The following is a 19359-nucleotide window of genomic DNA, read 5'->3' as shown; positions in this document are numbered from 1 at the left end:
GACATGGTTGGAAACCTTCTGCTTCGCGGCATGCTCGCGGGCCTGATTGCTGGTATCCTCGTTTTTGTCTTCGCCCATACCGTCGGCGAGCCGCTGGTCGATGCGGCGATCGCCTTCGAGGAGGCTAACGCTCAGGCGGCGGGCGAAGCTGCCGAGCCTGAAATCGTCAGCCGTGCCACGCAGGCCGGTCTCGGCCTTTTCACAGGCGTCATGGCCTACTGCATCGCCGTCGGCGGGCTTTTCTCGCTCACCTTCGCTTTCGTGCACGGCCGCTTCGGCAGGCTTTCGCCCCGCGGCACCTCGGCCGTCATCGCCCTTGCCGCCTTCGTGGCGGTCGTTCTGGTTCCCGGCATCAAGTATCCGGCCAACCCGCCGGCGGTCGGCAGTTCCGATACGATCGGTGTCAGGACCGAACTGTTCTTCCTGATGATCGTCGTTTCGCTCGCCTCGCTGATTGCGGCGATCGCGCTGTCGCGACGCCTTGGCGAGCGCTTCGGTCTCTGGAACGGCGCGATCATCGCCGGCATCGCCTATCTCGTCTTCATCGGCGCGGTTCTCTATCTGCTGCCGCCGATCAACGAGGTGCCGGAGAATTTCTCGGCCACGGTGCTCTGGCGGTTCCGCGCGACCACGCTTGGCATGCACGCGATCCTTTGGGCAGCGCTCGGCCTTGTTTTCGGAGTGCTGGCAGAACGGCATCTTGTCGCCAAGAGCGGACTGCGGCCGGCGCTCCGGTGATGCGGCGTATCGGCAGGTTTGCTTTTCTCAGTCTCATCGCAAGCCTGTTGCCAATGTTTATCGGAAGTGCTCTTGCCCATGGGGGCAGCTCTGGCGGCACCCATGCCGGCCTCGAGATTCCGGCAATTTCCCACGGCGAAATGGCGGTCATTTCGGATTATCGCAGCAAGATCAGCATGCTGGCATCACGGGCGGCCGATACGAACGAACCGTTCCGGCGTGTCCTGAACTACGCGGAAATTCAGTATTCCTACTGCCTCTGGGGACAGATGCCGGGGAGCGTGACGGACGAGCAAAGCCCGTTCAACGAATGCGCCCACGCCTATCTCGCGGCGACGAAAGCCGTGCTGATGGCGATGCGTGAGATGCCGCGCGAGGCGGCCGCGGCGGGCGAAATCATCTCGGCCATCGACGCCGAGATGGCGGGCCGCGGGCTTGCCTTCATCACCTGCCAGTTCAGCGGCGAGGCCTTTAACACCGCCAATATCGTCAAGCCGAATTGGAGCAGGGTGCCGCTTCATCCTGCCAGCATGGCGTCACTGACGGGGCTGGCCGCTCTGTTCGGTCTCGCGGTGCTTGCGCTTCGCCACGTCCTGCGGCCGAAGGCTCAGTCGTCGGAATAGCGCTGCTCGCGCCACGGATCACCATACATGTGGTAGCCGTTCTTTTCCCAGAAACCGGCTTCGTCAGCGGCTAGCAGTTCGATGCGGCGCAGCCACTTGGCGCTCTTCCAGAAATAAAGATGCGGCACGACGAGGCGCATCGGCCCACCGTGCTCCGGTGTCAGCGGTAGGCCTTCCCAGGAGGTCGCCAGGATCGCGTCCTCGGCAGCGAAATCGGCAAGCGGCAGATTGGTGGTATAGCCGTCGTAACTTGTCAGCATGACGAAGGCTGCTTCCGGATTCGGCATGGCGCGGTCGAGCAGATCACGCGTCGAAACGCCGTTCCATTTGTTATCGTAGCGCGACCAAGTAGTGACGCAGTGGATGTCGCTGACCCTGGTGCTCTGCTCGATGGCCTGAAAATCGGCCCAGGCAAGGGTGAGCGTCGTTTCGACCAGGCCGCGCACTTCAAGCCGCCAGCTCTCGGTGGAAATGACCGGCTGCTGCCCGAGATCGAGCACCGGCCAGTTCTTGACGAGGTGCTGGCCGGGCGGCAGGCGTTCCGTGTCCGGCCTGCTGATGCGGCCGGTCAGGAACTTGCCCTCGGACGCCCAGCGGCGCTTGGAGTTGGTGAGCTTGCTGTCGGCGGGCGTCTGGTCGTCGCTCATGAGCGGGTCTCCTTGCGGTGCAGCAATAGGACATCCGTCCCTGCCGAGTGTCAAGTTTCGGCGAGCCCTTGGAAATCCTCGCTTGCCTCATTAAACTGAGGCGTCGGGCATGCCTTGCTGGGGAGTGAAGGCAGAAGGGAGGAGCGGATCTGTCTTCGAGATATCGTGCCATCGCGGCGCTCATGTTGGTGCCGCTCGCCATTTTCGCCTTCTTCACCTATGGAAGCGCGATTGCGACGCGCGCCTATATGCAGGAGGCTTCCGCCCAGGCGGGAACCGCGCTGCGCCTTGCCGTCTCGGCACTCAGTGGCCACCTCAACCGCTACGAGGCGCTGCCGGCACTGATCGCCGATCACGACGATATCAAGGAACTGGTCAGCGCGCCCGACGATACGGCGTTGCGTGATGCGGCCAATCTCTATCTCAAGGAGATCAACGGGCTTCTGAAATCCTCCGACATCTATGTGGTGAAGCCGGACGGGGAGACCATCGCGGCGAGCAATTATGATGGACCGGGAAGCTTCGTCGGCCAGAATTTCAACTACCGGCCCTATTTCCAGGAAGCAATCGAAGGGAGGCAAGCGCGGTTTTACGCCCTCGGCACCACGTCGCTGAAGCGCGGCTACTATTTTTCGGCGCCGATCAGGGTCGGCGCGGATATTCGCGGCGTCATCGTCTTCAAAGTCGATATCGACATGATCGAATCCTCCTGGAGCGGCGGCGAATACAAGATCTTCGTCTCCGATCCCGAGGGTATCATTTTCATGTCCGGCAGTCCGGAGTGGCTCTATGGCGCGATCCTGCCGCTAACGGCCGATCGTATCGCCCGCACCGAGACGTCGCGGCGCTATGCCAATGCGATGCTGACGGCGCTGCCGGTGACGCGTCATCGCTTCGAGACGCATGATCTGATGACGCTTGCGAGCGACCGGGGCGCAAGCGAATATCTGATGCTGTCGCATTACATGCCTGCGGAGGACTGGACGGTGAATGTGCTGATGGAGACGAGCTCGATCCGCACCCAGGCGCGCACCGCGCTTGTCGCCGTCTTTCTCATCCTTTGCATCGCCGGGCTTGCTGTGGCGGTCATTCGCCAGCGGCGGGCGCGGCTGGCCGAGCGCATGCAGATGCAGGCCGAAGCGCGCAACGAACTCGAGCGGCGGGTGGAGGAGCGCACGGCCGATCTTGCTCGGGTCAACAGCCGCATCGAGGAGGAAATCGCCGAGCGGCGGCTGACCGAGCAGCAGCTTCGCCAGACACAGGCCGATCTCATCCAGGCAGGCAAACTCGCCGGGCTCGGGCAGATGTCAGCCGCGCTGTCGCATGAATTCAACCAACCGCTTGCCGCCGCCAAGACCTATACGGACAGTGCTTCGGTGCTGATCGACCGCGGCCGGATGGATGAGGCGCAAGACAACATAAGGCGGATCAGCGGGCTGATCGACCGCATGGCCTCGATCAGCCGGCACCTGCGCAACTTTGCCCGCAAGCCGAACGAGAAGCTTGGGCCGGTTTCACTCGACGAGGCGATGCGCGACACGCTGGAGATCATCGCCTGGCGGCTGAAGGCGGCGGACGCCGAGCTCCGGCTCGATCTCGGAACGCCGCCGCCGGTCGTGCGCGCCGGTTCGGTGCGGCTGCAGCAGGTGCTGGTGAATGTGATCTCCAATGCCGCCGATGCGGTAGAAGGCCTGGATGACAGACGCATCGAGGTTTCCGCCTTCGAGGAGGCCGGCAAGGTGGTGCTGACGGTGCGCGACCACGGACCGGGCGTGCCAGCGGCAATCGCCGAGCGCATCTTCGACCCCTTCTTCACGACCAAGGGCGTGGGCAAGGGGCTCGGCCTCGGGCTTTCGATCTCCTATAACATCGTCAAGGATTTCGGCGGCAGCCTGACTACCGCCAATCATCCTCAAGGAGGCGCGGTGTTCCGCATCGAGCTGCAATCGTCGGCTGGGCTGATGCCGGAGGCGGCGGAATGAACGAGGCCAAGATCCTGCTGGTTGACGACGAGGAGGAACTGCGCCGCTCGACGGCGCAGGCGCTGGAGCTCTCCGGCTTCAGCGTCGAGACCTTTTCGAGCGGCGATCATGTGCTGGAGCTGATCGGCTACAGCTTTCCCGGCGTCGTCGTCAGCGATATCCGTATGCCCGGCATGGACGGCATGACTTTGATGCAGAAAATCCGCGAGATCGATCAGGAGGTGCCTGTCATTCTCGTCACCGGCCACGGCGACGTACAGCTTGCGGTCAAGGCGATGCGCGAAGGTGCCTATGATTTCATCGAGAAGCCGTTCACACCTGAGATGCTCGCCGGCGTCATCCGCCGGGCGATGGAGCGGCGTGGCTTGGTGCTCGAAAACCGGCTGCTGAAGGCGGTCGCCGGCAAACGCGATGACATCGAGGCGCGGCTGCCGGGGCGCACTCAGGTTATGGTGGATCTGCGCTATCGCATCCGCGCGATCGGCGCCAGCGATGCCGATACGCTCATCGTGGGAGATACCGGGGCGGGCAAGGAAGTGGTCGCTCGCGCGCTTCACGATATCAGCGCCCGCGCGAGCCGGCCATTTATTGCGATCAATTGCGCCGCGCTGCCAGCGAACCTCATCGAGAGCGAGCTCTTCGGCCATGAGCCCGGCGCTTTTCCTGGCGCTGTCAGGCCCCGCTACGGAAAGTTCGAGCATGGGCGCGGCGGCACGATCCTGCTCGACGAGATCGGCTCCATGCCTTTCGATCTGCAGGCGAAGTTCCTGCGGGTGCTGCAGGAGCGGGTGATCTCCAGGCTCGGATCGAACGAGGTCGTGCCTCTCGACGTGCGCTTCATCGCGACGAGCAAGGTGGATCTGGAAGCGGAGGTAGCCGCCGGCCGCTTCCGCGCCGATCTTTTCTACCGGCTGAACGTCGCGACGCTGCACGTGCCATCGCTCTCGCAGCGGCGGGCGGACGTTCCACTGCTTTTCCTGCAGTTGGTGCGGGAGGCCGCCGCCCGCTATGGCCGCGACGAAGTGGCGGTGCCGCCGGAGGTGATCTCCGACATTGGCCAGCGCGACTGGCCCGGCAATGTACGCGAACTCAGGAACGCCGCCGATCGTCTGGTGCTCGGCCTCGATAATGGGGGACGGCAGGCTGAGGAAGCGACGGGGCTTGCGGACCGGGTCGCCGAATTCGAGCGAGGGGTCATTGCCAGCGCGCTGGTGGCGCACGGCGGCAGCCTCAGGCCGGTCTATGAGTCGCTCGGCATTTCCCGCAAGACTCTTTACGAAAAGATGCAGAAATACGGCCTCGACAAGCGGATGATGATCACTGAAAGCTAGCCCTGCCTTGCTTGATGGGCACCTTCTCAGAATGCGATGGGTGGATTTCCACCCATCGCATCGGCCATATGTTTCCAAATCGACCCATGCTGCATTGCACCGTCACAGAATTGTCTTGCGAAAGCAGCGGTGATGATTGCGGCTCGCTTGTTCCCGGCGGCAAATAGGAAATCCGAACCGGCGCGGAGGATGTGTCGGCGGGCCCGCTTATTTCATCAGGGAGGAAAAGATGAAAATCCTGAAGGCCATGCTCGGCCTGACCGCGGCTGCCGCGGTCTCTCTTCTCGCCGCCGTCGCTTCGGCGCAGACCTATCCCGAACGCACCATCACCATGGTCGTGCCCTTTGCAGCCGGCGGTCCAACGGACACGGTTGCACGCCTCGTCGCCGAATCCATGTCGAAGGATCTCGGCCAGCAAATCGTCGTTGAAAATGTCGGCGGCGCAGGCGGCACGCTCGGCGCCGGCCGCGTGGCGAATGCCGACCCCGACGGCTACACCATCCTGCTGCACCATATCGGCATGGCGACCAGCGCCACGCTCTATCGCAAGCTCGCCTATGACACGCTCGGCGCCTTCGAATATGTCGGTCTCGTCACCGATGTGCCGATGACGATCGTTGCGCGAAAGGACTTCGAGCCGGCCGACCTCAAGGGCCTGATCGACTATGTCAAGGCCAACAATGATAAGGTGACCGTTGCCAATGCCGGCATCGGTGCGGCCTCGCATCTCTGCGGCATGATGTTCATGAGCGCCATCCAGACCCCGCTCACGACCGTTCCCTACAAGGGCACGGGCCCTGCCATGACCGATCTGCTCGGAGGTCAGGTCGATATCATGTGCGACCAGACCACCAACACGACGAAGCAGATCACGGGCGGTACGATCAAGGCCTATGCGGTGACCTCGCCGAAGCGTCTTGACGTGCTGAAGGACGTTCCGACGGCTGTTGAAGCTGGTTTGCCGGACTTTGAAGTCGGCATCTGGCACGGCATCTACACGCCGAAAGGCACACCGGCCGAGATCAACGAGCGCCTGTCGAAGTCGCTGCAGGTGGCACTGAAGGATCCCAATGTCGGCGCCCGTTTCGCCGAGCTCGGCACGGTGCCGTCTTCCGACGCGGATGCGACGCCTGCTGCTTTGAAAGCCAAGCTCGAAAGCGAGATTGCACGTTGGAAGCCGGTGATCGAAGCGGCCGGCGAATACGCCGACTGAATACTCCTTCAATCCCCTTCTTCCCGCGTGCGGGGAGAAGGGGACAGCAGGAGGATGAAGGGCAACCGCTGCAGTAACGGCGTCACGTGAACCATCTCCAACTCCAGGAGACACCATGAAATCCATCAGTTTCGATACCACCAATGCGATCTGCGGCGCGCTTTTCATCGCGACCGGCGCCTTCTTTGCCCTCCAGTCGCTGGGGCTCGATCTCGGCACTGCGTTGCGCATGGGTCCCGGCTATTTCCCGTTCATCCTTGCCTGCGCGCTGATACTTCTCGGCGCAATCATCTTCATTCAGGCGCTGCGGGTAGAGGGGGAGCCTGTCGATCCCTTCGCCTGGCGCGGCATGCTCTTCATCCTGCCGGCTCCCGTCTTCTTCGGACTGACGGTGCGAGGGCTTGGATTTGCGCCGGCGTTGTTCTTCACCGCCTTCATTGCCTGCTTCGCGTCGCGCAGGATGAACGTGGTGTATGCGGTCATCCTGTCGCTGCTGCTGACGATCTTTTCGGTCGCTGTTTTCAGCTATGGGCTCGGGCTGCCGTTCGAGCGTTTCGGCCCCTGGGTCCGGTTCTAGGAGGCGATGGTGGATCTCTTCAGCAATCTCGCGCTCGGTTTTGCCACGGCGGCGACACTCGACAATCTTCTCTTCTGCCTGATCGGTGTCCTGCTCGGCACACTGATCGGAGTCCTGCCCGGCATCGGCGCCACGGCGACGATCGCCATGCTTCTGCCGATCACCTTCCAGCTTGAGCCGGTCTCCTCGCTGATCATGCTCGCCGGCATCTATTACGGCGCCCAGTATGGCGGCTCGACGACGGCTATCCTTATCAACATGCCGGGCGAATCCTCTTCCGCCGTCACCGCGATCGACGGCTATCAGATGGCGCGCAGAGGCAGGGCGGGGGCAGCACTCGCCATCGCGGCCCTCGGCTCGTTCTTTGCCGGTACGGTCTCGACCTTCCTCGTGGCGATCTTCGCACCGCCGCTTACTGATATTGCGCTGCAATTCGGCGCGGCCGAGTATTTCTCGCTGATGATCGTCGGTCTCGTCTCCTCGATCGCGCTGGCGCATGGCTCGGTCGTCAAGGCGCTGGCGATGGTGGCGCTCGGGCTGCTGCTCGGCCTCGTCGGCACCGATATCTATACCGGTACGCCGCGTTTCACGCTCGGCATTCGTGAATATGCGGACGGGCTGAATTTCGTGGCGCTCGCCGTCGGCGTCTTCGGGGTGGCGGAAATCCTGCGAAATCTCGAGGGGGAATCGACACGCACTGTGCTGATGGCCAAGGTGTCCGGCCTGTTGCCATCGCGTCAGGAATTCAAGGCAATGATCGCTCCGGTCATTCGCGGCACGGCGATCGGTTCGGCGCTCGGTATTCTGCCGGGTGGCGGCGCAATTCTTGCAGCCTTCGCCTCCTATACGGTGGAAAAGCGCATGTCGAAGACGCCGGAGGAATTCGGCCAGGGTGCGGTCGCCGGCGTCGCGGGACCGGAATCGGCCAACAATGCCGGTGCGCAGACTTCGTTCATCCCGCTTCTGACGCTCGGCATTCCCGCCAATCCGGTCATGGCGCTGATGATCGGCGCGATGATCATCCAGGGCATCGTGCCGGGACCGAACGTCGCTACCGAGCAGCCGGCGCTGTTCTGGGGCATCATCGCCTCTATGTGGATCGGCAATCTGATGCTTGTCATCCTCAACCTGCCGCTGATCGGGCTCTGGGTGAAGCTGTTGACCGTGCCTTACTACGTGCTCTTCCCCATCATCATGGCCTTCTGCTCGATCGGGGTCTACAGCGTCAATTCGAACGTCTACGACCTCTATGCCGTCGCCTTCTTCGGCCTGATCGGCTACGTCCTGGCAAAACTGCGCTGCGAGCCGGCACCGCTGCTGCTCGGCTTCGTGCTCGGGCCGTTGCTGGAGGAGAACCTCAGACGCGCCATGATACTGTCGCGTGGCGATCCCAGTACCTTCATCACGCGGCCGATCAGCGCCACGCTTCTGGCAATCGCGGTCGCTGTGCTGATCGTCGTCTTCCTGCCCAGCGTCAGGAAGAAGCGCGAGGAGGTGTTCGTCGAAGAGGCTTAAGGGTTGAACTCGCGGGCTGTTTGATGAACAAGGAAATGATCTGGCACGGGCGCCGTTCGGGCGCCCGTTTCGCATGAAGGGATATCCAGACCCATGAGCATCCCCGTCGGGATCAAGGACGATCTGCCGTTCCTCACCGCCTTGCGCCGCGATCTGCACGCCCATCCCGAACTTGGCTTCGAGGAGCAACGCACCGCCGGGATCGTCGCCAAAATTCTCGAGGAGGCCGGCATCACCGTGCATTGCGGGCTGGCCGGCACCGGCGTCGTCGGAACGCTGCAAGTCGGCAATGGCACGCGCAGGATCGGGCTGAGGGCCGACATGGATGCCCTCGCCATGCCGGAAATGGCGGAGCGGCCCCATAAATCGAAATCTCCGGGAAAGATGCATGCCTGCGGCCATGACGGCCATACGGCAATGTTGATCGGCGCCGCGCGGTATCTGGCGGCGACGCAGGTTTTTTCCGGCACGGTGCATTTCATCTTTCAGCCGGCAGAAGAAGGCCGCGGCGGTGCAAAACGCATGGTGGAAGAGGGGCTTTTCCGGCTTTTCCCCTGCGATGCCGTTTATGGCCTGCACAATATGCCGGGGCTGTCGATTGACGAGATCGCCATCGTCGAGGGGCCGCAGCTAGCTTCCTCCGACAGCTGGCACGTCACATTTCGTGGGGTCGGCACGCATGGCGCCAAGCCGCATCTCGGTCGCGATCCGATCACGGCAGCCGGTACCTTCCTGTCATCGCTGCAAACGATCGCCGGACGGGTGGTCGATCCGCTGCAACCGGCCGTCGTCAGCGCCTGTTTCCTGCAGGCGGGTGACTGCAAGGCACTGAACGTCATTCCTGATATCGTCGAGATCGGGGGGACGGCGCGCGCCTATACGCCCGAGGTGCGTGATCAGCTGGAAACTGAGATCGGCCGATTGGCGAGCGGAACGGCTGCCATGTACGGCATATCAGCCGATTTTCGTTTCGAGCGGCGCATTCCCCCTGTCGTCAATGATGCGGATGCAACCGCCCGGGCACTTGCCGCCGCCGGCTCGACATTTGGCGAGAAGGTGCGGACAATCTTTCCACCCTCGACTGCCGGGGACGACTTCGCCTTCTTCGCGGAGAATGTGCCTGGTTGTTATGCCTGGTTGGGGAACGGGCCGGCGGTGGATGGAGCGCTGCATCACAACACGGCTTATGATTTCAACGACGGGGCGCTTGGATATGGGGCAGCTTACTGGGCGGCGCTGGTGGAGCGGGAGTTGAAGCTTGAACCGGCATTCAATGCCGCGTAATCGCTGATTTGCGGCTGTGGCAATCACGTTCGATTGGCACGACTTATCGGAAGTGAGACGTCGTTCGCATGCTCGTCCCGATTGGCGGAAGCTCGTGGCTTTTCGCTTCAGCAGAGAAGTGGGATGCAGGGTGAATCAACTGCCGCTAGTTGACCGGCCATACAAACAGCAGCGCCGGCACGCTAACGAGAATGATCAACGCCGACAGCGGCAGGCCGAGACGCGGATAGTCGGAAAACTTGTAACCGCCAGGACCGAAGACGAGCGTGTTGCATTGATGGCCGACAGGCGTGAGGAAGTCGCAACCCGCGCCAACCGCTACCGCCATCAGGAAGGCTTCCGGTCTGAAGCCTAGATTCGTTGCAAAGCTGGCGGCGATCGGCGCCATCACGAGAACCGTGGCGGCGTTGTTGAGGAAGGGTGTGACGGCCATGGCCGTTAGCAAAATCAGGCCAAGCGCACCCCATGCCGGCAGATTCATTGCCACCTCACCCAACCAGCCGGCGATCAAATCGCTGCCGCCGGAGGTGCGCAACGAATCCGAGACAGGAATGAGGGCTGCGAGCATCATCAGGATCGGGCCATCTACCGATTTATAGATATCGGCGAGTGGGATAGCCCGGAAAACAACCATGCCGAGGGCGGCTGTGAAGAAAGCCACCGGAACCGGCGCGAGGCCGACGGCAGTTGCCGCCATGGCGAGCGCCAGGATGAGAAGCGGAACGAAGGCGCGGCGGCGGGTGCCGAGCAGCACTTCTCGCTGGGCGAGTGGCAGAAGGCCGAAATCCTGCAGAAGAGCAGTCAGGCTTGCCCGGCTGCCTTGCAAGAGGAGCACATCGCCCGTGCTCAGGGTCAAGCTTCCCAGCCGTTCCTTGAGGCGTTCACCGCGCCGGCTGATCGCCAGAAGGTTGACCCCGCGCGTATAGGAAAGCGCCAGTTCTTTTGCCGAAAGGCCAGCGAGTGACGATTCCTGACTGACGATTGCCTCGAGCGAAATGATGTCCGCTTCCCGCTGGCCATCTTGCGGAAGAGGCTTGCCGGAGAGCTTCAGTTTCCCTTGGGAGACGATGCGGTCTATCGCTGCCGAGGGACCTTCCAGCATGACGATATCGTCATTTCGGAGTGTGAGATCGGGGAATGCAGCCATCCGGGTGCCGCCGCGCAGCACGGCCGTGGCTATGACCTCACCATCGCCGAGCTTCAGGAGGTCACTCAGTGCCTGCTCTAGCAGCGTCGACTGGTGCGTGATTGCGACTTCGCTCGTGTAGTTCTTGATCTCTATTGCATCTTCGATCGAGCTGTTCTGCTTGGTGCGGCTTGGCACCAACCAATGGAAAAACAAGAGAAAGGCGATGCCGACAACCGTTAGAATACCGCCTACAGGTGTGAAGTCGAACATGGTGAAGGAGGCTCCCGTCATCTCCTCCCGCAGCCGCGACACGACGATATTGGGCGACGTGCCGATCTGCGTCATAAGTCCGCCAAGCAAAGCAGCAAACGACATCGGCATCAGGTATTTCGATGGAGAGGCACCGGATTTTTTTGCGAACTGAAAGGCGACAGGCATCATGATCGCGAGCGCGCCGATATTTTTGATGAAAGCAGAAAGGATCGCCACTGCTATCATCAAGAGCGCGAGCTGCGCGTAAAGCGTGTTCAGGTTCGGGAAGAATCTCTTGATGGCCGAATCGACTATGCCCGACCGAGCCACGCCCGCGCTGACGATCAGCGCGCTGCCAACGATGACGACAATGTCGTCCGAAAATCCGGAAAACGCTTTTTCCGGTGGCACGATGCCAGTCGCGACCGCCAACACCAGCGCGCAACACGCGACAACATCATAGCGGAAGCGATCCCATATAAAGACCGCCATCATGAGCGCGATGACCGAAAATGCGATTATCTGCTGTGTCGTCATGCGGACCTGGGAAAGAGGCTGGGATGTCGCCGACAACCAAGCGGAGGAAGATGTTCAAAAACGCCGTAACGTAGCGCAAGTTCCTTGGCAGCACAGAACAGGCGCACCTCGAGATGCAGCGCCGACAGAAAAGCCGCATGAAACCCGACCATCACCACCTCTTGAGGTCTCGCGAGAAAGCTTCTGGAACTGTGGAGCCATGTTGTGGTTGGGGTGCCGAGCTTTGGAGGATGCCGAATCAATGAGAAGCGGATTCGTAGAGTTGGATGCCCTCGTTATAGGCGCCGGGCCGGGTGGGATGACGGCCGCTCTGTATCTGAAAAGGCTTAATCGGCGGGTTGTCGTCTTAGACTCGGGTTGCAGTCGCGCACTGCTTATTCCGCTCTCTCGCAATCATCCAGCCTTTCCCGAAGGGATCGCAGGAGCCGAGCTATTCAGGCGCATGAGAAAGCAACTGCGGAACCTCGATATCGAGATCGTGGCCGAGGCGGTATCGCAGGTGCGGCGGAGCGCCAATTCAGGCTTCATCGTCGAATTCGCCGGCCGCTCGATGATGGCTGAAAATGTCGTCCTTGCGACCGGCGTTGAGGACACGCTGCCGCCCATCGACCAAGCTAACGATCTTACCCGATCGGGACATCTTCGCTTCTGCCCGATTTGCGATGGTTACGAAATCGCTGGTCGACCGGTGGTGATCATTGGTGCGACGGAGCACGCGGCCTCCGAGGCGCGTTTCCTGGGGTCGTTCACGAACAAGATCACCATTGCGACCCTGGGCGAAAGGATGAACGTTACAGAAGCAACCATGGCCCGGCTGGTTGATGTTGGAGTCGCCATACGCTGCGAGAAGTTGATACACTGCTCGCGTCGCGAAAATGGTGCCGTTGACCTTGTCATGGAGGCCTCAGCAACCTTGGAAGGGGTGGTCCTCTATTCGGCATTGGGAATTCGCCCGCGCTCACAGCTGGCGGAGCAGCTGGGCGCTGATCTCGAGGACGAGATGCGGATAAGGGTTGATGCACATCAGGCCACGCGGGTCCCGGGACTATATGCGGTCGGGGACGTTGTCACCGGTCTCAACCAGCTCGGCGTGTCAATGGCCCATGGCGAAATAGCGGCCATTGCAATTCATAATCGTCTTCGGCGAATGGAAGAAAGCCGTCATTCGGCTCCCGGCCGGCGGTGAATCTTGGTTGTCATAACCACTCGGCGCGTTGCGCCGCAGTCATCGAAAACAAGGCGTTTGCCGGGTGACAGGCGATCTTGCTGATGTCGTTGTGGCGGTATGCGCCTTCCCTGAGCAGTTCGGAGGTCATTCAGCATATCGATCATGCGGCGATCACGATCGCCATCATCGCGACCGCACATGCCATACCCAAGAGGTTAAAACCCAGCGATATGACTCCGCGCATCTGTTGCCGGTGATGACGAGAGTGCTCGGCCGTGCCCAGCACTGCAACAGCTCCTCCCAGCATCCAACATGTCAATGTCAACGCACCGAAAAGCAGAGCAAGATTCATCATAACACTCGATCACAGCAATCTATACTGTCCTCGAACCGGCGCATCTCCGGTTTGTTCCCGCCTTCGATGCGTCATCCGATTTTGCGCAAAGCTCGAAAACTTGTCGGACGCGAACACGACAGGCTATGCCCTACTTGGCTGAGGATGCAATTATTCCGGGAGCGTCTTGCATCGAGGGCGAAAAAATCAACCAATGATAAGCCTCTCCCAGGCGCCAGCAACTCACCCATTTTGATGATGGAACCAAACCGCTTAGCCGTGGTTCGGCGGGCTCTCACGGTTTCAAAGCATAAGGGAGATCCTTTGAACGAGCTGCATCATGAATTCCAGCTACGAAGAGATTTTCTGCCGAGAGCCGAGGAGGACGAGTGGCCTCAACCTGAGCCCGCGGCATTGCCGGTGGATAGTCCACCGGACCTGCAAAAACCGCTGTCGCCCCGCCCGTTAGTAGTTGATCTCGACGGCACCCTGGTGCGATCGGACCTCCTGATCGAGACGGCCTTCTCGGAGCTCAGCCGTCGGCCTCATTCGATCGTCGATTTCATCAGGTCGCTGTCCGTTGGAAAGGCGTGTCTGAAGCACCGCCTTTCGCAACCAGCGGATTTCGATCCGGCTATCCTTCCTTATGACGCGGAAGTGCTGAAGGTCATCAAGGGCGCACGGGAGGAGGGGCGTTCAGTTTATCTCGCTTCTGCAACCCACGAGCGGCTGGTTTGCGCGGTTGCCAACCACCTCGGCCTCTTCACCGGCTGGTTTGCAACGAACGAAACGATGAACTGTGTCGCCGAGGCGAAGGCGGCCAAGCTCGTCGCCGCCTTCGGGGAGGGTGGCTTCGACTATATCGGAAATGATCCGGCCGACTTGTCAGTCTGGCGCCATGCCGCAAAGGCTTATGCCATAAGGACATCGGCGGCGGTTGCGCGAGAGCTTTCGCGCCAGTGCGACAACGTCGAGCATCTTAGCCACGACAAACCGACATGGCGGATTTGGGCGCGTTCGTTGCGGGTGCATCAATACGTCAAGAACGGGTTGGTCTTTATCCCGCTACTGACAAATCAGCTCCTTACGCTACATAGCCTTGCGAATGCAGCCCTGGCTTTCGTGGCTTTTTCGCTTTGTGCCTCGGGCGTTTATCTCCTGAACGACCTGGTCGACCTGCAGGACGACCGGCGTCATAAAACCAAATGCCGCCGACCCCTTGCCTGTGGCGAGATCCCGCTGTCGCACGCCCTTTTGGCAATCCCGATCCTGCTTTTGCTGTCGCTTACGATCGCGGCCATGGTGTCACCAGTCTTCGTGCTCGTACTCGCGGGATATTTCGCCTTGACCACCGCCTACTCTTTCTTCCTCAAGCGGAAGATGATCCTGGACGTGGTGGCTCTCGCCTCTCTTTACACCACGCGGGTGGTTGGCGGCGCTGCCGCCGTCTCGGTGTGGCCATCTCCCTGGCTGCTTGCCTTCATGATGAGCTGGTTCCTCTCGCTCGCTTTGGTGAAGCGATACACCGAGCTCATCTCGCGCCGCGCCGCGCACCTGCCGGACTCCAAGAGCCGCGACTATAGGAAGGCGGATATCGGTATGGTGGGTGCCCTGGCAGCTGGAGCGGGAATGAACGCGCTCACGTTATTTGCCCTCTATGCTGCAAGCGACAGCGCCCAAGACATCTACGCCCGGCCAGCAATGTTATGGCTGGCAGGACCGATCCTTGCCTGCTGGATCGCCCGCATCCTCATGCTCGCCCACCGGGGTCAGATGCATGACGATCCAGTAGTCTTCGCGATCCGGGACAAGGTCAGCCTCGCCACGCTCGGCGCCGCCGGCGTACTTGTCGTTGCCGCGATGTGAGGTGGCCGAATGGCTCGTCAGTCTTCAGAGCGAAGCACTTCTGCGGGCCTAGCAGCCCGCTACTTCGCCTTCGCCATGCTCTCCACCGCCGCCAACTTTGCGGTCCAGGCTGCTGTCATGGAGCTGGCGCCGTCGCCGAGCCTCATGCCATCGATCCTCGCAGGTACCGCCGCCGGCTTCGGCTTGAAATACCTCCTCGACAAACGGTGGATCTTCTTCGACGGCTACACGTCGTACGGCGACGAGATGCTGAAGGTGGTGCTTTACGGCGTGTTCAGTGTCCTGACGACGCTCATATTCTGGGGCTTTGAAATTGCTTTTTGGACGATCTGGAAGACGGAGCTTGCAAAATACACCGGCGGAGCGCTCGGTTTGGCGATCGGCTATATCTCAAAATACACACTGGACCGGAAATTCGTCTTCAAACCAGAGGAGGCGTAACAAGCGCATGGAGGGCTGGGGACGTTATCCACGCCATGAGAGCCAGGCGATCGACTGTTGGCTGCCGGCAGCGCTCGCAGGTACCGTGGCCTCCCGGACGGGATTGATCGGGCGCGGAAATGGGCGCTCATACGGTGACGCGGCGATCGGCGAACACTCCACCTTGATGTGCCGTGGGCTGAGCCGGATGCGGAGGTTCGATCCCGCCAATGCGACGCTGACCGTGGAAGCGGGCGTCATGCTCTCGGATATTCTGCGCTCGTTTGTCCCGAGAGGCTACTTTCCGCCTGTGGTACCGGGCACGAAATTTGTCACCGTCGGCGGAATGATCGCCTCTGATGTTCACGGCAAGAACCATCATCGCGACGGCGGGTTCGGTGACCATGTCATCGAGTTCAAGCTGGTGGGCGCCGGCGGAGAGGTCCTCACCTGTAGCCGCACGCATAACCCCGAGCTTTTTTTCGCGACCGTCGGTGGTATGGGCATGACCGGGATCGTCGAGGAAGCGACGTTCCGCTTGAGGCCGATCGAATCCGGCTGGATCGCGCAAGAGACGATCGTGGCCGAAAACCTTGGCGAGGCGTTAAAGGCGTTGCAGCAGACCGAGGATGCCACTTATTCGGTCGCCTGGATCGATACCCTTTCCCAAGGCGCTTCCCTTGGACGCTCGCTGATCTTTGCCGGTGAGCACGCGACGCTGGACCAGCTCGCCGGCATGCCCGGCGCCGATCGCTTTGCAGCGAAAAACGCGGGGAGGTTTTCACTGCCGTTCGATCTGCCACAATGGCTGCTCAACAAAACTAGCGTAGCAGCCTTCAACGAGCTCTATTTCAGGGCGGGAGCGCGAAAGGCGGCCAAGTCGTCGCTGGTCCACTGGGATAGATACTTCTTTCCACTCGACGGCATCCTTGAATGGAACCGGCTTTACGGGAGGCGGGGCTTTCTGCAGCATCAGTGCGTGGTCCCTGCCGAGGACGCTCTGCCGGTCCTGAGCGGCATTCTCGACCGCTTCGCGCGTTCGGGAAAAGGCTCCTTTCTTGCTGTGCTGAAGAAGCTGGGGGGCGGGAACGGGCTGCTGTCCTTTCCTTCGCCGGGCTACACGCTCGCACTCGACCTTCCCGTCACGCAGGAGGTGTTCCGGCTGCTCGACGAAATCGACGAGCTGGTTGTCAAAGCAGGAGGGCGGCTCTATCTCGCCAAGGATGCACGACAGTCGCGACAAACATTCGAGGCCGGTTACTCTCGGTTGGCCGCGTTCAAAGAGCTGCGAAAAGTAACGGGCGCCGATCGGCACTTTAATTCCCGCTTGGCAAAGAGGCTCGGCATATGAAGGGGATCGGCAAGACACTGCTCCTGATAGGCGCGACGTCGGATATTGGCCGTGCGACGGCGCTGATCTATGCCGAAGCGGGATGGGACGTGCTTCTCGCCGGACGAAATCGCTCCGCCGTGCAACGCGAAGCCGACGACATCAGCGCGCGGACTGGCGCTAACGTCCTGGTTCACGAACTCGATATCCTCACTACAAGCCGCTTCGAAGATTTCGTGGGCGTCGTTTCGCCTCTGCCCGACACAGCGGTCTGCGTCGTTGGCGAATTGGGCGAGCAGTCTCGCGCCGAACGGGAACTCGAGCACGCCGCCATGATCATGCGGACGAACTTCGAAGGACCGGCGTTGCTTCTTGGTCTTCTGGCGGAAAGTTTCGCGGCGAGAGGATCAGGTACCATTGTCGGCATAAGCTCCGTCGCCGGCGATCGCGGGCGCGCGTCCAACTATGTCTATGGCGCCGCCAAAGCCGGGTTGACCGCCTTCTTGTCCGGGCTGAGGAACAGGCTGTCCGGCTCCGGGGTGCGCGTGCTGACCGTGAAGCCGGGTTTCGTTCGGACACGCATGACGAACGCGATGAAGCTACCGCCGCTTCTCACAGCCGAACCTCGGGAGGTCGCGCAAAGGATATTTGCTGTCGCCGAGGGCGGCAGGGGCGGCGACGTCGTCTACGTCAGACCGATATGGCGACCGCTCATGACGGTGATCCGGTCAATCCCCGAGCCAATCTTCAAGAGGTTGCGGCTGTGACGGAACCAGGCAACCACGCCGCTTTCGCGGCCATCGTAAAGGGAGCAGGCGCCAGCAAGAGGCCGGCGGCAACGATAAGGCGGGTGCTGTCGTCAGAAGGCGCGATCATCTTCTCAGCATTGGCCTGCGCCGTCATGCTTGCCCTACCCGGCAGGACCATCAACGCCGCCTTTATCAATGACGTGCTGATCTTTATCGACGGCGCGCACCGCATCACGTTCGGTCAGGTGCCGAACCGCGATTTTCACACGGCGCTCGGGCCGCTCGTCTTTTATCTTCCGGCTGCGGGATACCTGCTGTCGGGGAATTTCGGCGCTGCCATACCGCTTGGAATGGCTATCGTTGTCGTCGCCTTCATCCCGGCGATGATCCGGATCCTCGTGTCGCGTCTCAGTCCGTCATTGGCGGCCGCGCTCGGCATATTCCTCATTCTCATCCTCGCGGCGCCGATCAATCTCGGCAGTTCCATCTGGTATCCTTCCTTCGCGATGTTCTATAACCGCATCGGCTGGGTCGCGCTCGGCCTGCTGCTGGTGATGTATCTGACGCCGCAGCTCCAGCGCGGGCGAAACGATGCAGCCGATGCTCTTGCCGCCGTCTTTCTTCTGCTCGTCTCATTCTACACCAAGGCGACCTACGGGCTTGCCGGAACCGCCTTTCTCCTCGTCGTCATCCTCTTGGACCGGCAGCAGCGCCGCTGGACCGTGACTGCCCTGCTGCTGACGGGACTGGCCATGATTGCCATCGAGTTCGTCTGGCGCGGAACCGCTCAGCATATAGAGGATCTGCGGGCGGCGGCGCGTGTCAGCGGCGGCCACGATGTCGGCAGCATCCTGAAGAACCTGCGTGAGAACCTCTCCGACCTCGTCGTATTCGCCGCCTTCGTTTTGGTCGTCATCTGGCAAACCCGCAGCTCCCGAGATCTTCTCTTCTCTGGGTTCTGCATAGGCAGCGGCCTGGCGATCATAAATCAGAACGCCCACAGTTGGGGCATCATCACGCTCTACTGCGGCGCGGTCGTTCTGGCGCAGAGAGCCGCCTGGCGTCAGCAAGGCGATGAAGGGAGAAGGGCAGGGGGTTTAGCTCTTCCTGCCGGCGCTCTTTCGGTGCTCGCGGCCTTATTCCTGTCACCGCCGATCGTACATCACGCCGCGGCCCTCATTCTGCATACATCGCTTGCGGCGGACAAAGCTGGGCAATCTCTCGGGCTGCCGCATTTCGACGATGTTCGTGAGATCGATCCGCCTGGCGGCGAGCCTGACTTCATAAGGCGCTATCTCGACGACATCGTAACCGGGGGAGCGCTGCTGCAGGCATTGCCGGTACCGCCGGAGCGCGTTTTCGTGCTCGATTTCGTCAACCCTTTTTCAGCGGGGCTCGGCATTCGCCCGCCTGCCGGCGACACCGCCTGGTTTCACTGGAACCGCAATATCAACGAGAAAGCCTATATCCCACCGGAAGTGCTCTTTGCAGATGTAAAGATCGTCATGGTGCCTAAAACAGGAATCAACAGCCTGCCGCTGCAGGAGCTGTACGGCCCGTTTCTTTCGGCACGGTTCGAGGTCGTTCAGAAGACATCGGAGTGGACGGTCTACCAGTGGCGGCAGGTAAAGGCGCAAAGCGAGGTGCAGTGATTGAGACGGAAA

General features: G+C 61.2%; 15 protein-coding genes and 1 pseudogene. 14 read left to right on the top strand and 2 right to left on the bottom strand.

Going from position 1 to position 19359, the window contains the following annotated elements; all coding sequences use genetic code 11:
* Window positions 1–3: 3 nt before the first annotated feature.
* Window positions 4–738: a CbtA family protein gene (locus tag J2J98_RS17420; protein ID WP_138394800.1), complete on the top strand. Its 735-nt coding sequence runs from the start codon at window positions 4–6 to the stop codon at window positions 736–738.
* A gap of 53 nt (window positions 739–791) precedes the next feature.
* Window positions 792–1361 (top strand): hypothetical protein, encoded by a 570-nt coding sequence (locus J2J98_RS17415; protein ID WP_246569382.1) that lies wholly within the window; start codon window positions 792–794, stop codon window positions 1359–1361.
* On the opposite strand, the gene J2J98_RS17410 is transcribed toward J2J98_RS17415, so the two are convergent.
* Window positions 1346–2008, bottom strand: a complete 663-nt coding sequence (locus J2J98_RS17410; RefSeq protein ID WP_064708851.1) for a sulfite oxidase-like oxidoreductase — start codon at window positions 2006–2008, stop codon at window positions 1346–1348. The two genes, J2J98_RS17415 and J2J98_RS17410, sit on opposite strands and share 16 nt — an antisense overlap.
* Before the next feature lie 109 nt (window positions 2009–2117).
* Between J2J98_RS17410 and J2J98_RS17405 the strand changes: the two are divergent.
* From J2J98_RS17405 to J2J98_RS17380, 6 genes and pseudogenes are all read left to right on the top strand, one after another.
* A pseudogene (locus J2J98_RS17405) lies at window positions 2118–3990 on the top strand (sensor histidine kinase).
* Window positions 3987–5321 carry a sigma-54-dependent transcriptional regulator gene (locus J2J98_RS17400; RefSeq protein ID WP_207601698.1) on the top strand — a complete coding sequence of 445 codons (1335 nt, stop codon included), beginning with the start codon at window positions 3987–3989 and terminating at the stop codon, window positions 5319–5321. Before J2J98_RS17405 ends, J2J98_RS17400 begins: the two are co-directional and overlap by 4 nt.
* 229 nt (window positions 5322–5550) lie before the next feature.
* The gene (locus J2J98_RS17395; RefSeq protein ID WP_207601697.1) at window positions 5551–6534 is read left to right on the top strand and encodes a tripartite tricarboxylate transporter substrate binding protein BugD; all 984 of its coding nucleotides are present in this window, start codon (window positions 5551–5553) and stop codon (window positions 6532–6534) included.
* Between the two features lie 115 nt (window positions 6535–6649).
* Complete coding sequence (locus tag J2J98_RS17390) at window positions 6650–7111, top strand: tripartite tricarboxylate transporter TctB family protein (protein WP_138394796.1); 462 nt, start codon at window positions 6650–6652, stop codon at window positions 7109–7111.
* A gap of 9 nt (window positions 7112–7120) precedes the next feature.
* Window positions 7121–8626, top strand: a complete 1506-nt coding sequence (locus J2J98_RS17385; protein WP_064708856.1) for a tripartite tricarboxylate transporter permease — start codon at window positions 7121–7123, stop codon at window positions 8624–8626.
* Between the two features lie 93 nt (window positions 8627–8719).
* On the top strand, window positions 8720–9910 hold the full coding sequence (locus J2J98_RS17380; protein WP_207601696.1) for a M20 aminoacylase family protein: 1191 nt from the start codon (window positions 8720–8722) through the stop codon (window positions 9908–9910).
* 145 nt (window positions 9911–10055) lie between these two features.
* Here the strand turns inward: J2J98_RS17380 and J2J98_RS17375 are convergent, their stop codons facing one another.
* Window positions 10056–11828, bottom strand: a complete 1773-nt coding sequence (locus J2J98_RS17375) for an SLC13 family permease (protein WP_207601695.1) — start codon at window positions 11826–11828, stop codon at window positions 10056–10058.
* Here J2J98_RS17375 and J2J98_RS17370 point away from each other — a divergent pair.
* The 6 genes from J2J98_RS17370 to J2J98_RS17345 all read left to right on the top strand — a co-directional run bounded on the left by J2J98_RS17370 (window position 11785) and on the right by J2J98_RS17345 (window position 19347).
* Window positions 11785–13014 (top strand): NAD(P)/FAD-dependent oxidoreductase, encoded by a 1230-nt coding sequence (locus tag J2J98_RS17370; protein ID WP_246569381.1) that lies wholly within the window; start codon window positions 11785–11787, stop codon window positions 13012–13014. The two genes, J2J98_RS17375 and J2J98_RS17370, sit on opposite strands and share 44 nt — an antisense overlap.
* A 640-nt stretch (window positions 13015–13654) precedes the next feature.
* On the top strand, window positions 13655–15196 hold the full coding sequence (locus tag J2J98_RS17365; protein WP_207603160.1) for a UbiA family prenyltransferase: 1542 nt from the start codon (window positions 13655–13657) through the stop codon (window positions 15194–15196).
* Window positions 15197–15205: 9 nt separating this feature from the next.
* Window positions 15206–15637, top strand: coding sequence for a GtrA family protein (locus tag J2J98_RS17360; RefSeq protein ID WP_064708861.1), 432 nt, complete (start codon window positions 15206–15208; stop codon window positions 15635–15637).
* Between the two features lie 7 nt (window positions 15638–15644).
* Window positions 15645–16967 (top strand): FAD-binding oxidoreductase, encoded by a 1323-nt coding sequence (locus J2J98_RS17355; RefSeq protein ID WP_138394789.1) that lies wholly within the window; start codon window positions 15645–15647, stop codon window positions 16965–16967.
* Window positions 16964–17713, top strand: a complete 750-nt coding sequence (locus J2J98_RS17350; protein WP_138394788.1) for an SDR family oxidoreductase — start codon at window positions 16964–16966, stop codon at window positions 17711–17713. The genes J2J98_RS17355 and J2J98_RS17350 overlap by 4 nt, the downstream gene beginning before the upstream one ends.
* Complete coding sequence (locus J2J98_RS17345) at window positions 17710–19347, top strand: hypothetical protein (protein ID WP_138394787.1); 1638 nt, start codon at window positions 17710–17712, stop codon at window positions 19345–19347. Before J2J98_RS17350 ends, J2J98_RS17345 begins: the two co-directional genes overlap by 4 nt.
* Window positions 19348–19359: the final 12 nt, after the last annotated feature.

It is taken from the genome of Rhizobium bangladeshense (genome assembly GCF_017357245.1).
In the GTDB taxonomy this organism is placed as follows: Bacteria; Pseudomonadota; Alphaproteobacteria; order Rhizobiales; family Rhizobiaceae; genus Rhizobium; species Rhizobium bangladeshense.
This window is presented reverse-complemented; position numbering and strand designations above follow the sequence as displayed.

Excerpts from the sequence above, each read along its gene's own strand:
- J2J98_RS17355 (WP_138394789.1), top strand. The coding sequence starts at position 15,645 with ATGGAGGGCTGGGGACGTTATCCACGCCATGAGAGCCAGGCGATCGAC.
- J2J98_RS17400 (WP_207601698.1), top strand. The coding sequence starts at position 3,987 with ATGAACGAGGCCAAGATCCTGCTGGTTGACGACGAGGAGGAACTGCGC.
- J2J98_RS17360 (WP_064708861.1), top strand. The coding sequence starts at position 15,206 with ATGGCTCGTCAGTCTTCAGAGCGAAGCACTTCTGCGGGCCTAGCAGCC.
- J2J98_RS17390 (WP_138394796.1), top strand. The coding sequence starts at position 6,650 with ATGAAATCCATCAGTTTCGATACCACCAATGCGATCTGCGGCGCGCTT.
- J2J98_RS17420 (WP_138394800.1), top strand. The coding sequence starts at position 4 with ATGGTTGGAAACCTTCTGCTTCGCGGCATGCTCGCGGGCCTGATTGCT.
- J2J98_RS17370 (WP_246569381.1), top strand. The coding sequence starts at position 11,785 with ATGAGCGCGATGACCGAAAATGCGATTATCTGCTGTGTCGTCATGCGG.
- J2J98_RS17375 (WP_207601695.1), bottom strand. The coding sequence starts at position 11,828 with ATGACGACACAGCAGATAATCGCATTTTCGGTCATCGCGCTCATGATG.
- J2J98_RS17350 (WP_138394788.1), top strand. The coding sequence starts at position 16,964 with ATGAAGGGGATCGGCAAGACACTGCTCCTGATAGGCGCGACGTCGGAT.
- J2J98_RS17395 (WP_207601697.1), top strand. The coding sequence starts at position 5,551 with ATGAAAATCCTGAAGGCCATGCTCGGCCTGACCGCGGCTGCCGCGGTC.
- J2J98_RS17410 (WP_064708851.1), bottom strand. The coding sequence starts at position 2,008 with ATGAGCGACGACCAGACGCCCGCCGACAGCAAGCTCACCAACTCCAAG.
- J2J98_RS17415 (WP_246569382.1), top strand. The coding sequence starts at position 792 with ATGTTTATCGGAAGTGCTCTTGCCCATGGGGGCAGCTCTGGCGGCACC.
- J2J98_RS17380 (WP_207601696.1), top strand. The coding sequence starts at position 8,720 with ATGAGCATCCCCGTCGGGATCAAGGACGATCTGCCGTTCCTCACCGCC.